Annotated in this window: 14 protein-coding genes; 6 read left to right on the plus strand and 8 right to left on the minus strand. The window is 63.1% G+C overall.

Features of this window, described 5'->3' with window-relative positions:
* Positions 1-116 precede the first annotated feature (116 nt).
* Positions 117-671, plus strand: coding sequence for an antirestriction protein ArdA (locus H2O65_RS02080; RefSeq protein ID WP_182141963.1), 555 nt, complete (start codon positions 117-119; stop codon positions 669-671).
* Between the two features lie 55 nt (positions 672-726).
* Here H2O65_RS02080 and H2O65_RS02085 read toward each other — a convergent pair whose 3' ends face one another.
* Genes H2O65_RS02085 through H2O65_RS02115 form a run of 7 tightly spaced genes read right to left on the minus strand, consistent with a single transcriptional unit; the run spans position 727 to position 6,877 of the window.
* Positions 727-885 (minus strand): hypothetical protein, encoded by a 159-nt coding sequence (locus H2O65_RS02085; RefSeq protein ID WP_182141964.1) that lies wholly within the window; start codon positions 883-885, stop codon positions 727-729.
* A 30-nt stretch (positions 886-915) separates the two neighbouring features.
* Positions 916-1,518: a hypothetical protein gene (locus tag H2O65_RS10325; RefSeq protein WP_220458765.1), complete on the minus strand. Its 603-nt coding sequence runs from the start codon at positions 1,516-1,518 to the stop codon at positions 916-918.
* A complete protein-coding gene (locus tag H2O65_RS10330) occupies positions 1,466-2,692 on the minus strand; it encodes a relaxase/mobilization nuclease domain-containing protein (RefSeq protein WP_220458766.1) in 1,227 nt (408 codons plus the stop codon). The genes H2O65_RS10325 and H2O65_RS10330 overlap by 53 nt, the downstream gene beginning before the upstream one ends.
* Positions 2,689-3,264: a hypothetical protein gene (locus H2O65_RS10335; RefSeq protein WP_220458767.1), complete on the minus strand. Its 576-nt coding sequence runs from the start codon at positions 3,262-3,264 to the stop codon at positions 2,689-2,691. The genes H2O65_RS10330 and H2O65_RS10335 overlap by 4 nt, the downstream gene beginning before the upstream one ends.
* A complete protein-coding gene (locus tag H2O65_RS02100) occupies positions 3,252-3,563 on the minus strand; it encodes a hypothetical protein (protein ID WP_182141966.1) in 312 nt (103 codons plus the stop codon). The genes H2O65_RS10335 and H2O65_RS02100 overlap by 13 nt, the downstream gene beginning before the upstream one ends.
* Positions 3,564-3,593: 30 nt before the next feature.
* The gene (locus H2O65_RS10340; RefSeq protein ID WP_220458768.1) at positions 3,594-6,584 is read right to left on the minus strand and encodes a hypothetical protein; all 2,991 of its coding nucleotides are present in this window, start codon (positions 6,582-6,584) and stop codon (positions 3,594-3,596) included.
* On the minus strand, positions 6,581-6,877 hold the full coding sequence (locus tag H2O65_RS02115; RefSeq protein WP_182141967.1) for a helix-turn-helix domain-containing protein: 297 nt from the start codon (positions 6,875-6,877) through the stop codon (positions 6,581-6,583). The genes H2O65_RS10340 and H2O65_RS02115 overlap by 4 nt, the downstream gene beginning before the upstream one ends.
* Positions 6,878-7,255: 378 nt before the next feature.
* Here H2O65_RS02115 and H2O65_RS02120 point away from each other — a divergent pair, with 378 nt between their 5' ends.
* Positions 7,256-7,537: a type II toxin-antitoxin system Phd/YefM family antitoxin gene (locus H2O65_RS02120; RefSeq protein WP_182141968.1), complete on the plus strand. Its 282-nt coding sequence runs from the start codon at positions 7,256-7,258 to the stop codon at positions 7,535-7,537.
* Entirely contained in the window at positions 7,534-7,947 is a 414-nt protein-coding gene (locus H2O65_RS02125) for a type II toxin-antitoxin system VapC family toxin (RefSeq protein WP_182141969.1), read from the plus strand. Before H2O65_RS02120 ends, H2O65_RS02125 begins: the two co-directional genes overlap by 4 nt.
* A 67-nt stretch (positions 7,948-8,014) precedes the next feature.
* On the opposite strand, the gene H2O65_RS02130 is transcribed toward H2O65_RS02125, so the two are convergent.
* Positions 8,015-9,463, minus strand: coding sequence for a hypothetical protein (locus tag H2O65_RS02130; RefSeq protein WP_182141970.1), 1,449 nt, complete (start codon positions 9,461-9,463; stop codon positions 8,015-8,017).
* Between the two features lie 228 nt (positions 9,464-9,691).
* On the opposite strand from H2O65_RS02130, the gene H2O65_RS02135 reads away from it, so the two are divergent.
* The 3 genes from H2O65_RS02135 (at position 9,692) to H2O65_RS02145 (ending at position 13,027) form a co-directional block, all read left to right on the plus strand.
* A complete protein-coding gene (locus tag H2O65_RS02135) occupies positions 9,692-10,375 on the plus strand; it encodes a hypothetical protein (RefSeq protein WP_182141971.1) in 684 nt (227 codons plus the stop codon).
* Positions 10,376-10,569: 194 nt separating this feature from the next.
* Positions 10,570-11,604, plus strand: coding sequence for an SMI1/KNR4 family protein (locus tag H2O65_RS02140; RefSeq protein ID WP_182141972.1), 1,035 nt, complete (start codon positions 10,570-10,572; stop codon positions 11,602-11,604).
* Positions 11,605-11,755: 151 nt separating this feature from the next.
* Entirely contained in the window at positions 11,756-13,027 is a 1,272-nt protein-coding gene (locus H2O65_RS02145; RefSeq protein WP_182141973.1) for an ATP-binding protein, read from the plus strand.
* Positions 13,028-13,069: the final 42 nt, after the last annotated feature.

The following is a 13,069-nucleotide window of genomic DNA, read 5'->3' on the forward strand; positions in this document are numbered from 1 at the left end:
CGCCGCACGGCGGCGCCGGGGGTCTCCATGAGAACGGGTGCCCGGCGTAAGCGCTGATTCTCCGAGCGCGGCCGGTCGGGCCCTGTTCTCATCCCTACTGATTGGAGGAGAACACCATGACGATCATCACCACCGACACGACGCCGCGAGTCTGGCCCGCCTGCCTTAACTGCTACAACAACGGACGCCTCGTCGGCCGGTGGGTCGACTGCACCGACGCCGCTGACGTTACGCTGAGCCAGCTCCACGAGGGCGCAGGCGGCCTGTCCGCCTCGTGCGAAGAGATCTGGTGCCTGGACACTGAGAACCTGCCCGTAGACCACGAGATGGGCCTCCTCGAGGCAGCCGAGTGGGGCCGGGTCTACGCCGAGGTAGGCCCCGAGCACTGGCCCGCGCTGTGCGCTTGGGTGCGCTCAGGTTCCTACGTCGCTGAAGGAAGCGGCTATCTTCCGTCGGTCGGCGACTTCGAGGAGCGCTACTGCGGTCGCTGGGACGACTTCCGCGAGTACGCCGAGCACTGGGCGACCGAGACCGACATGATGGACCGCTGGCCCGATGACGCCGTGCGCTACTTCAACTGGGAGGCCTGGACCCGCGACCTGGCAATGGACCACACAGTCGTCAACGCCCCAGCGCCGGACTACGGCGTCTTTGTCTTCCGTGACCTCTGACACGAGAACCCCGCAGCCGACGGCTGCGGGGTTCTTTGTTGTGATCGCGGTGAGCTCACAGCTCGAACTCGTCTTCGACGGGCTCGGGCTTCTCGATCTCGATTATTCGCATCCGATACACCAGTTCCTTCTGCGCTTGGTCGCACCGCGGGCAGCTACCAGTCTTGTCCAACAGTGCTCGGCAGATCCCGCAGGTTCGCTTCTCTTCAGACATCTTCGCATCTCCTCTCCACTTGGATGTTGTTCACCAGCGGTCGAAATCGTCGGCGAGCCTCTTGGCGATCCACCAGAACAATCGTGCGAACCCCGCCAAACAGGTCAGTGTCCCCAGTGCGATCAGCGCCTTGTGCCACCAGACATGCGCAGCCGCAAACGATGACCAGGCCCAGCCGAGCAACGGCCCGAGACCGAGCGCGTGCGCCGTGCCCATCGTCAGCCCGCCGAGCACAAGCAGCACTGCGGCCAACGGGAGGAGTGCCAGGCACATTCGTCCCACAGCAGTCCAGGTCACCTTGCCCTCCAACGCCTCCAGGCGACGCTCAGCGGCCCTGACGCTGGATACCACCTCATCGGTCTTGGCAACCACACGCTCGACCTCCTGGGTGGCCGCAGCGGTGCGCTGTGCCCCCAGCACGGCAACCTGATGCTCGAACCCGGCGATGGTCTGCTCGATCCTGCTCGTAGAAGGGCCGACGGCCTTGGCCAGTCGGGCATCGAGGACCTTCACAGCGTGCTGCTCGAGCTTGGCGGTGTCGATCACCACCCGACCGCGCTTCTTCACGGCCTCCGCGAGCTCAGCCGAGCTCTGGACCGTCGTCGCGAGCTGCTTCTCGATCCTGGTCATCATCGAGTGCGCGTCCAGGTCCGACCTGCGCACTGACGACCCATCGGGCAGCTTCACGGCTTCGCTGCTGCTCAGCTGCGAGGCGACGGCTGCGAGCGTCTTCTCGATCTCGGTGATCCTGCTCCTCGTCTCGTCGTCGAGCTGCGGCCTCGAGGGCTGCTCGTGCTGCTGCGAGGTCGACAGACGCTTCAGCCGGGCCGCCTGCTGCTGGTCCATCACTTTCACGAAGGTCGTCAGGTCGGCCACAGTCTTCGTCAGCTTCGAGAGCTGCTGCTCGACGGCGGGCAGCCTCGAGGTCCACTCCTCCAACATCTCCGTAGTCGACTGCTGCTCGTCGGCATGCTTCATCGTGTCCAGCAACCCCATGGGTCACTCCCTTCTGTGCGTGGTAGTCGAAGATCTGCTGGGTGCCCTCGGCCGTGAACTCGGGCGTCAGGGCCGATGCCTTCTTCCTGCCCCACTTGCCGTTGTCGTCGCGCCTCATGGAGTAGGTCCACCCGTCGCGGTCAGTGACCCTGAGCCGAACCCCGTTTTCCTCGAGCACCTGCTCGAACGCCGGGCGGTCGAGACAGCGAGGGTCAGCCAAGGACTCGTAGACCAGGTCGCCCAAGGTTTGCTCGAAGCCGCCAGGCTGGAACTCCTCTCGGCGCAGTTCCCAGTCGGGCTTCGCACGCTGGGGGTCGGCATTGGGTTCGTAGCCAGCTTCAACGAGCAACTCGTCGTTGAGTTGGCGCAGGCCCCTCGTCCAACTGGTGTTACGCTTCAGGGCCTTGCCTGTGCACTCGTCGTGGTTGATGACGTAGATGTGGCCGTGCACGTGCTGGCCCTTGGAGTCGTCGTGAATGACCACGAGGTACTCGGCGCTGAACGCGGCCTCGGCGAGGCCAACGCTCAGGCCAAGCATCTTCTTGAGGTCCTCCGGTCGGTTCACGTCGAAGACCTTGGGGTCCCCGGCGAGCACAAGGTTGTAGGTCTCGTACTTGCGGCCGTGGGCAGCGGCCATCCCCTCGGCGTAGGCGATGAACTCCTCGGGCGAACCCATCGACGACGCATAGGCAGCCGCACGGTTGGTGCCGCGCTTCATGTTGTCGACGTACTGCTGGCCGCGTCCGTACAGCGCGTACATGACACCGCTGCGGGCAGAGACACCACCAGAGATGTTGACTGTCGCGCTCATGAGCGCGTCCGATCCCCGAGCTCGGCGCGCCGAGCAGTGACGGCTGCGAGGGTCTTCTCCAGCAAGTCGTCACTGACGACCACGGTCACGGCGTCGCCAGCCTTGCGGGCCGTGGCAGCGTCTCGCCGCAGACCGTTGAGCGTGATGCCGAGCCGCCGCAACTGCTCGACCTCAGCAGCCGAGGCTGCTGTCGACCGAGGCCGGGCAGCGGCGCGCTCCAAGAGCGCCACCCCTGCCCGACGGTCGTCGAGCTCGTCCAAGAGGACGGCTCGCGCCCATGCACTCGGCTTGACGCCGAGCGCCTCAGCCCGACGCCTGGCGGCGTCGAACTGAGCACGGGTCACGCGCACATCGAGATGGGCATCGAGCGTGACCCGAGAGGTCGAACCCCCCGCGCTGGAGCACGATGTAGCGGGGGTTTCGACGCGGCCAGCAGGGATCTTGTCCGACAACTTCGCTTCGCTCGTGTCGTCCAAGATCTGCCGGCCTTCGTCCTCGGTCGCTGCGCTCCCTGCGGGCGAGGGGTGTGTGGACGCGCTGCCAGCAGCGCGACGAGGGATCACCCGTTCCACGGATACCTCACCTCCTCGCTGTGCTCGGGGGCATCGGCAGCCGGGGCGACGGGCCTAGCAGCAGGCTCTTCTGCCGCCCGCTTCGCCTTGGCTGAGCGCTTCGCCTTCGCGGCGGCGATAAGCCCCCGCGCCTGCGCGGCCAGATTGTCGTAGACGTCGACGTGATGCTCCTTAAGCACCTCGACGACCCTTGCGTCGACCCTGCGCTGCTCGGCAGCGGCATCGCGCTTGAGCTTCGCGATGCGGGCATTCGCCTTCGCGCGCTCAGCGGCGATCAGCTCGTCAAGATGGGTGGTCATGGAGATTCCTTTCGATGGATGGATGGAGGCTCACCACTGCGGTAAGCCGTTGACGACCTCGGCGAGGGCGTCGGGGTCGATGTCGGCGAGCACCCGTCGGCGTCGCTCGCACTTGGACATGTGCTCCCACTGCGCACGGGTGAACTCGCCGTACCCCAGCGAGGACAGCCAGGCGACCTTCTGGTCGACGGGCACGCGCGAGGCGAGCACGGGGACGGTGACGAGGCCCTCTTTGTGGGCGGCTACCAGCTCGGTCAGCAGAGCAGCGCCCGCGGTTCGGATACGCCGACCGGTGCTCGACTCGAAGCGGCGCTGCCAGGTCAGCCAGTCCTCGCGCGTGCGCAGGCAGCCCGTGGGGCGATCCTCGCCGGTGGTGCCAGGACGCTGCGCCGCGATGTGGCGGGCGATGTCTCGGGCGCGCTGGTAGTCACGCACGTTGTCCCACGGGGCGGTGTCGAAGCCCGCCAGCTCGTGTCCGTCCACGACGTCGACACGCAAGGTGTCCAGCAACGGCCTGCGCTTCATGTCGAAGTCGAGGGAGACCTCCGGTGCACGGTGGACAGGACCGAAGTCGACACGGTCCCGCGAGCGTGACAGTTCGCGGAACGAGGGGAACGACGTGTAGCGATTGACGACCTTGCCCTCACGAGTCAGAGCAGTGCGACGGAACCACTCCCGCTCCGCGACGCCGTAGTAGCGCCGCAGGTCCTCGCCATCGTCCAGCTCGACGTCGAGCAGATCGTCAGGGGTCCGCAGACCCGCACGCGCAATGACACCACCCGGGTCGAGCGAGACGTTCCCACGCGTCGTCAGGTTCACCAGGTCGTCCTGCTGGTGCTTCACCTCCCACACTGTCGGGTCGCCGACAAGTGCGTCCCGCGCCTCGCGGAACCCTTCAGCATGACCGAAACAGTCGTAGGTCTCGACGTCGGACTCATCGGTGATGAACCCGTCGGTGGTGACGCTGATCAGCTCGACCTCGTTGGCCATACCCAGCAGCAGCGCCCGCACCAGGCTGGTGATCATCGCGGCGTGGTACGGGCTGGTCACCGACGAACCACCGATGCTCTCCATCTCCTCAGCCCAGGCGTTCCAGCCCGAGCGCTCGGCGACGTCCTGGGCGAGCTTGCCGTAGCAGGAGTTGGTGGCGACCTTGATCGTCTGCTCCTCCAGCGAGCCCTTGCCCCAGGTCTTCTTGGCCGTCGCACGGTCCTCGACCATCTGACGAACAGCCGCCCGCATCGATCGCGAAGGCACGCCGCCCACCTCGAGAACGCGCAGGCGATACCCGATCTGCACGCGCACGCGAGCACCGAGAGCCAGCGCCAACGCCAACTCGGGACCACAGCACCACGCCCCCTCGAAGCCGTCGAAGCGCGCCCCATCCATGCCCTCGCCCTGGGCCGCGCCCACGCCCTCCGACGTCCGCGGGTAGATGATCGACTGCCCCACCTGCACCGGAAGACACGGCTCGACGCCCTCGGGGAACTCCCACCCGACGTAGGCGACCAGCGGGGTGACGACCCCCAACGGGAAGTCTGCCAAGGTCAGGTCGCGGTCCTTCACGACCTCCTCGATGCACCCGGCCTCGAAGTTGACGTCGACGACGGACGCCATCGCCGAGGGGTACGCGGACTGGATGTCGTGGTCGTAGGTCCGAGTGGGGAAGTACCCGACCCGAAGACACGAGTTCCACCCGCCGTGGAACGCCTTCTTGAAGGCGCTGTGCACCTGGTTGGCGTCACCGTCGACCGGGGTCAGGGAGCGCACGGCGTAGTAGCTCAGACCATCGTCATCAGGCTCCGAGCCCTCGTCGACGCGCACCAGCCCCTGGAACCGCGCCATGAACTCCGCGTTGGGCTGACCCTCGATGCCCCAGTAACGCTTGACGCCGTCGCGCAGGGCGTGGGCACCACCACCTGACAACGTCACCGGCGGAACAGCGTCGAGCCCCCACAGGGCCGTCAGGTACTCCACCACGATCACGGCGTCGTTCGCGCCGTACTCGAGGAACTCCACGAGGTGATCGCTCCGGAACCGGGACATGTCGGAGATCGAATCGCCCACGTCGAGCTTGGCCACGCTGCAGGCGTCACCGAGATCAGCGAGCCTCTTCTTGCCAGGAGCGGTCTGACACATGGTGTCGCGTACGGTGATGCTCAACGGGAGCCAGCGCTCACCCTGCCCGCGACCACCCGAGCGCGGCACCATGCGGATCGGCTTGAGCGAGACGAGGCCGCCACTGGCCGAGGTGACACGGCGCAGGACGTCGTCATAGCGCCCGTCGCCACGCTGACGCACGGGCTGCGCGAAGGCGGTCAGGTCGGCCTTGAGATAGTGCCCCGCCAGCACGACCGACAGACGGTGGTTCTTGTACAGCGCGTCCACGCTCGCTCGGTAGTCACCATCCACCCAGAAGTCACGGCGGGGCAAACCGCGGGCATCCGACAGCCCAGCCACCCGCCACAGGCCGGTCTCACGCACCACGACCGCCAGCGCGTCGTCGACCGCGAGACGGTCAGGCGTCAGCGGCAGGAGCACCACGTCGACCCGCTGGTCAGGAGATGCGGGGTCGATGCACGAGAACTGGTAGCTGTCGATCACCCGCGACCCGTCGGCGAGGTAGGTGAACTCCGTGTCAAACCCGATCACCGGGGCGCGGTCACCCGAGCCCATCGCACGCACAGTCGGGAGGTCGCCGAAGGCAGGCTGGGAGGTCGAACCGCTGCCCGGCGCAGGCACGCTGGCGTTGGCCGTTCCGGCCAAGCCAGTCTGCTCTCCCATAGGGGATTTTGGCCTGAAGATGTTTTCCCTGGTCAGACCCTTGTTTTCGTCAGCTTTTGTGGCACGCTTCTCAGAAAGCGTGCCACTTTCGACCGGATGATCGGCCTCTGCGGAGCGCTCGACGCGGCGTACGAGCACCGCCGTGTCGACACCAGTAATGACCTCCCGGGTGCATGTCCAAGAGGTGCTGACCAGGGCCTCTGCGACGCGCTGGAACTCGATGTCGACCGCGCTCATGAGGCCTCCCCGAGGAGGTCGCGCAGGCGGCGGGTCTGCTCCGGCGTGAGCGGGGGAGCGGCTGCGACGAGGCGCTCGATGGCGGCCTCGATCGGATCGACGGCGGATGGCCTGGCCAATGCATCGAGGTCGGAGCGAAGGATCTTGACGCGCGATCCGGTCTTTGATGCGGGTAGCTTGCCCTGCGCGATCCAGGAGCGCAGGGTCGAGTATGCGCCGTAGCCCTCGGCCACGGCTTCTTGAAGGGTGAGGTAGTGCGTCCGCAATGACGCAGGTGAGTAGGCGGTGCCCACGGTTAACTCCAGACAGCTTGAACTGTCCGGAGACGGGGGAATAGTTGTCCGGCTACTTTCCCGGTCGCCGTGCGCGATGCTCCACTGGGCCCTGAGGGGCCTCCGTGCCTTACGGGAGAAGTCACTCCCTGCCGGGTCGTCTGTATCTCAATCTCGACGTGGTTCCCGGCGCTACCCGGTGCTGACTATGCGCTGCTCACCACAGCCCACGTGGGGTGATCCCTCCTCGAACACCTTGCGGTCGCGGTGATCAAGAACTTGACGCGATTCTACCTGGTCTGTCAAGCGCGCGCAAGTTTGAGCGCTCATGACGATAGTTCTGTCCATAATGTGGTTGAATTTCGCTTCAATGTGTAGCACGCATGCTACGCTAGTGGCGTGAGTCTGAGCGAAATGCCCGTGGAGAGATTGTCGCAGCGCGAGCTGCGCAACGAATCCGGCCGGGTTTTTCGCCTTGTGAGTGAAGGGCAGCCGTTCATTCTGACGAATCATGGCGTTCCTGTTGGCCGCATTGTCCCGCTTGATGCTCAGCCGGCCAGGCTGCCGATTGCTCGGCCAGCCAAGCGCGTCGGCGGCTGGGCGGCGCTTGCACCTCAGCCGACCCGCAGTGACCGCGCGACGTCGGACATCATTGACGAGCTTCGGGCGGACCGAGTGTGAGCGCCCCCCTTGTTTACGTTGACACTTCGGCGCTCGCCGCACTCCTCATACACCAACCTGAGACTGACGCGTTAGTGGAGTGGCTTGACCATGTAGACGCCAACCTAGTGTCGAGTGATCTTCTGGAGACGGAGCTGCGGCGGGTTGCGGTTAGGGAGGAGCTTGACCAAGCCAGAGTCACCGCGATCCTTGATGGCGTCTCGTTGGCGGCGCTTGATCGTGCCGTTTACCGTTCGGCCGGTTTGCTGCCAATGCGGTACCTCCGGACTCTTGACGCGCTTCATTTGGAAGCGGCTATCCGACTTAGCGTCGATGCCGTTCTCACCTACGATCACCGACTCACAGAGGCGTCCGCAGCTGCTGGGTTCGATGTGGTTGCGCCTAGTCGAAACGCTCGGCAGTGGCACTAGATTTCAAGTAGAAGGTCGAGTTTCTGCGGCGACCGCGTGCTGCCACCCCTGGTGAAGGATCACCCTCCTAATGGCTGGTAACCAGTGGCTTCCACGTGAGGCCGTCACTGCTTATCCATTTGTTCACGTCACCGGAGACCACCCAACTGGCGTAGCCGGTGGTGAGGAGGAAGACGCCGTCGTCGTAACCGAGATCATGGAAATACCGCATTTCCTCCGGGATTGCGGCGGACTGCAGGTCTGCAGGCTGCCAAGTATGGCCATCGTCAATGCTGACCATCAGTGAAAAGTTTGGGCTGGGTGCGAACGCTGCCAGAAGAAGGTGCTCCACCCTCACAAAATCGGTGAAGGCAGCATCCTCAACTATCGTTGCGCCAAGAGCCCACGGCCCATTCGAGCGCTGAGCAAAGGCGTAGGTTCCTTTTTGGCCAAGTGATGAAGCTGTTTGGACGATCCCCAAGTTTCCGCTTGAAGCAACGACGCTTTCAGCAGGATAGACGTCGGGCGAGGTTTGGATCTCTGAAGGAGGCGGTGTGGACTGCGGTGATTGCGGACCTAGTGAAGCCTCAGGTGTCAGGTCGTTTGACAGTGCAGCATCGGGCACGCCGAGCCCCAACTGTTCAGCAGAGACGCAGGCCCGTCCCATTAGAAGACCACCGTTGTACAGGTGGTAGCAGGTGGGCGGGTAGTCGCCCCTGGTTCCCAGGTAGGTTGAACCAGCCGCGGCCACTTCCTCCACGACTTCATCCTGGATCAGCGCCGTGAGCAGGCCCCACCCGCTCACAACGACAACACCGGTGACCCCTGCGAGCGCACTCAACACTCGGAACGCTCTACCCAGGGGACTTGGTGAGGTAGACGAACGGACGAGGAAATAAAGAGCAAAGGCTGCATAGGAGCCGGCGCAGAAGGCTAGAAAGAGCAGAACCAGTGTGGCTCCAGGAAGAAGCTGCTGGAAGCTCTTCCCGGAGGGGCCCCACGTGAGGATCGCGCCAACCGGCAGGAGGAGTGTATAGCAACCTAAGAGCAGGCTGGCCGAAGCCGTCGCTGGCGGGCTTGAAGCTGGCCGCTCCACCTGCCGCCGCAAAAGTTGGTGGCGAATGAGAACCTGTTGGAGCGCAGCCACGACCATTGTCGGAATGTAGGCGAGGACGGCTAGAGCTGCCAGTTCGCCCTCGCCCTTCACTCCCAGAACGAATGCCAAGATACTGATAATGAGTGGCGCTGGAGACAGCGATGCGATCATTTGGGGAATGGTCAGAACCGTCTGGCTTCGCCAGATCAGGCGGTGCTGGCCGTAGAGGGTCACTAGTGGGAAGACTACGGGAATTCCGTAGAGAAGGAGTGACCCGAGAAGTGATATCCCTGTTGAGCAACCCCAGTTTTGCAAGTTGCAGGGCTCGTCTGGTGTGGGGAGGCGCTGTCTGAGCGAAAGCCACCAGGCGATGGCAAGCAGTGCGGGCAGGCTTGCCGAGAAAAGAGCGGTTCTCAGCGTGGCTTGCATCGACTCAACCATGCGCTTGAGCCTAGCAGCGAGGTGGTGCTGGCAACCCACCCGAGCTCACTTTCGATCCAGGAGCCGCTCACTGAGGTGACGTGTCGGGGCGGCTTATCTCTGGTGGTTGTTGTGTCCAGAACGTGGTGGAGTTCAGGTTCAATGTGTAGTTCCGGTTTGGCGTGATGGCTTGAGCCGGGGCCTGAATTGCGGTTGCGACCGTTTCTCGGCGGGTGGGATGATGATGGGATGACGACACCGACTGGCTGGGCGAACGACGATGTGGTGATTGCCAAAGCGATGGAGCTTGCGGCGACGCTGGGTGATGACCAGAATCACACGGTCGCTGCGGCTGCGATGGATCTGAACGGCAACATCTACGCCGGGGTGAATAACTATCACTTCAATGGGGGTCCGTGCGCTGAACTCGTCGTTCTTGGCATAGCGGCCAGCGCTCACGCGGGGCGGTTGGCGACCATGGTTGCTGTGGGCGATGGCGGACGTGGCGTCATTTCGCCGTGCGGGCGCTGTCGCCAGGTGATGCTGGATCAGCACCCTGACATCTGTGTGCTGGTGCCCAACGATGACCAAATCCGTTCTATCTCCGTGCGTGAGTTGCTGCCATATTCCTATGCACAGCCGGATGAAGACCCGGACCGTTTCGTACGATTCAGCCGCCGTTATCTCGACGATGTGCTTGCTGGCCGCAAGACGAGGACTATTCGTTACCGGGATCCGGTGCCCTTGGGGCGGACTACCTTTGTCTTTGAGGACGGGGAGCATCTCGGCTTCGTGACAATGTCTGGTGTCGTCGACGACGTGCGTCCCATTCGGATGTCGGATTTGGATTCCGTTTACCAGGAGGGCCTCCGCGGCCACTACCCGGATATGCCTGCGGATCCGCAACTCACCGAGGTGCGCTTTCACATCTGATCACGTGTGATCGGTGAGCAAATCACGCCGAAGTCGGCGAATCCGTGCCTACGTGCGTGTGCCCTAGAGGTTTGGTACGTGCGTGAACTAGGGGAGTTCAAGGTTGCGCCGGTTGCGCCGAAGAAAGCATGATGCTGGCCGGTGCAATCTGGTCCGGGATCCCGACTGCCACGAGTGACATTTAGGCTGTTGTCATGGCCATGACGTGGGAGCAGAAGTGCCAGCTCTTGTTCGAGGAGTCGGACGGAGTGAAGTTTGACGCTCGTGTCAAACGGTTGAAGCGGGCGGGGTCACGGGCGCAACTGATCGACTTGCTGTCCTCGTATGTGGTGCAGGGCCAGCTCCTTCATTGGCGGGGGTTTCTCTGTGCAGATCTCGCAGAGATGGCAGAGCCGACGGATGCTGCGTTGGGGGACCGCTTCGCGACGTGGCTCACCTCGGATCACGGGGCAGCCGTCCAGTACTGGGCTGTCCTGGGCCTGGTTCGGGTGCGAGGCCGGGCAGCGGAGCCCACCCTCGTCGCTCTCGCCTCCAACCCGGACGCCCCCAAGAATGTGCGGGCGCACGCCTTGAAGCAACTCGCGTGCAGCGCGGTACAGCCGTTCGACCGTGGGCTGAGCTCTGATCCAGGGTTCTGGGAACCCGACGAGATCGAATCCCGAGCTGCCGAGGCCGTCGCATGGTTCAACAGTGGCGCTCCCTCGGGGACTGGGTCCTCGGACCCCCAGCAGTACCCCGCGTTGGCTCGACCCCGCTCCCAGATTGAGCTCTTGGCCTCGAAATCGGCGAAGAAGCTCGCGCGACGTCGGCTGGCGGATGATCGCTATGACCCTGCGAATCCGACCGGCTGGCTGGTGCCCGCCGAGGCAGGGGATCTGGCCGCCATCGATGCGGTGTGGAGTCTGCCGTCGGATTACCGAGAGTTCTTGGAGAAGTTCTCTCCGCTGAAGGTGTACCTACCCGGCCGCCGGTTCGGCTGGCATGGTGAGCTCAACTTGTACGGTGCGGCGGAACTCCTGGAAGCACAACGGGGGTACTCCACCACGGGCACCGAGCGACTTCCCGGTTGGCCTCAGGGACTCGTCGTGATTGCCGACGTCACCGCCGATCGGTGGGTGATCGAGGTCAATACGGGCGAAATATTTACGGCCGAGCACGGGAAGGGAGAGTGGGACTTCTCCAAGGAATGCGGGACCTTCGCTGAGTTCTTGGCCGCACTCGCAAAGTGAGCCTAAACACGTTAGCCCTGTACGGAACTCGGTGGAGTTTAGGTTTAGCGTGTAGCGCCGCGGCGAGAGCCACTACCCGATTCGGGCTATCTGTCTGATTAATAGTCTGCTAATTGACTGATTCGAATCATGCTAAGTGTATGATGGGAGCATGGGATACGAGCGAAGAATCGTCGATGGTGAACTAGACGAACTTTTTGAGCATGTGCCCGCTCTTGTGCTTGATGGCCCGAAGGCGGTGGGTAAGACCACGACAGCCCGTCAGAGGGTTCGGGAAGTGATAGAGCTTGATTCGCGTTCAACTCGACTGCCAGTTGAAGCCGACCCATCTCAGGTACTTAACCGTCCGAAACCGTTACTGATTGACGAGTGGCAGAAAGTTCCGGAAGTCTGGGATGTAGTGCGTAGAGCAGTTGATGCGGACAATTCTGGTGGGCAGTTCTTGCTGGCTGGGTCTGCTAGTCCCAGAGATGATGCGCCGCAGCACTCCGGGGCGGGGCGAATTGGTCGTCTGCGGATGAGGCCGATGACGTTGCTAGAGCGTGGCTTGACCAATCCCACGGTGAGTTTGCGGGAAGTACTGACTGGAAAGCTCCCTCCAATGGAAGGGGAAAGCTCGCTAAATTTGAGCGATTACGCCGAAGAGATTACGGCCTCTGGATTCCCAGGGTTGCGTCGGATGTCTGAGCGTGCTCGCAGATTCCAACTTGATTCGTATCTGCGCAATGCTGTTGAGCATGATGTCCCGGAGCAGGGGCTCGCAGTCCGGCGTCCGGAAGCAATGATGGCGTGGCTAAGGGCTTATGCTTCTGCGATTTCGAGTACGGCTAGTTATTCTCAGATTCTAGACGCGGCTACTCCAGGTCAGGGTGAAAAGCCCGCTCGTTCGACAACTATCGCTTATCGGGATGTGCTTTCATCATTGTGGCTGCTCGATCCAGTGCCAGCATGGTCCCCGATGGGTAGCCCTATGACACGGCTGGGGCAAGCGCCTAAACATCATCTTGCTGATCCAGCTTTAGGCGCGCGTTTGTTGGGTTTATCTCCAGGAGCATTGCTAAGGGGAGATGGAATGCCGCTGGATTCTCGCGCGGGAAGTCTGCTTGGGGCACTATTTGAGTCCTTAGTTACGCTATGCGTTCGAGTGCCCGCACAGGCTGCAGAAGCGGACGTGTTTCACTTGCGCACTAGAAATGGAGATCATGAAGTTGACCTGGTTGTTGTGCGTCCAGACGGGCGTGTTGTCGTGGTAGAGGTAAAACTAGCGGGAGCTGTGGATGATCGGGACGTTAAGCACTTGGTTTGGCTAAAGTCACAACTGGGCGATCGGCTGCTTGACGCGATTGTGATTAACACTGGGCCGTATGCTTATCGCCGCCCCGACGGCATCGGCGTGGTGCCGCTGGGGTTGCTCGGAGCGTGACGTGTAGCGGCGGCGGAACTCGGTGGAGTTCAGGTTTAACGT

Source organism: Schaalia sp. JY-X169 (assembly GCF_014069575.1).
In the GTDB taxonomy this organism is placed as follows: Bacteria; Actinomycetota; Actinomycetes; order Actinomycetales; family Actinomycetaceae; genus Scrofimicrobium.

Coding starts and splice junctions, on each gene's coding strand:
- H2O65_RS02080 (WP_182141963.1), top strand. CDS start 117: ATGACGATCATCACCACCGACACGACGCCGCGAGTCTGGCCCGCCTGC.
- H2O65_RS02085 (WP_182141964.1), bottom strand. CDS start 885: ATGTCTGAAGAGAAGCGAACCTGCGGGATCTGCCGAGCACTGTTGGAC.
- H2O65_RS10325 (WP_220458765.1), bottom strand. CDS start 1,518: ATGATGACCAGGATCGAGAAGCAGCTCGCGACGACGGTCCAGAGCTCG.
- H2O65_RS10330 (WP_220458766.1), bottom strand. CDS start 2,692: ATGAGCGCGACAGTCAACATCTCTGGTGGTGTCTCTGCCCGCAGCGGT.
- H2O65_RS02100 (WP_182141966.1), bottom strand. CDS start 3,563: ATGACCACCCATCTTGACGAGCTGATCGCCGCTGAGCGCGCGAAGGCG.
- H2O65_RS10340 (WP_220458768.1), bottom strand. CDS start 6,584: ATGAGCGCGGTCGACATCGAGTTCCAGCGCGTCGCAGAGGCCCTGGTC.
- H2O65_RS02130 (WP_182141970.1), bottom strand. CDS start 9,463: ATGGTTGAGTCGATGCAAGCCACGCTGAGAACCGCTCTTTTCTCGGCA.
- H2O65_RS02135 (WP_182141971.1), top strand. CDS start 9,692: ATGACGACACCGACTGGCTGGGCGAACGACGATGTGGTGATTGCCAAA.
- H2O65_RS02140 (WP_182141972.1), top strand. CDS start 10,570: ATGGCCATGACGTGGGAGCAGAAGTGCCAGCTCTTGTTCGAGGAGTCG.
- H2O65_RS02145 (WP_182141973.1), top strand. CDS start 11,756: ATGGGATACGAGCGAAGAATCGTCGATGGTGAACTAGACGAACTTTTT.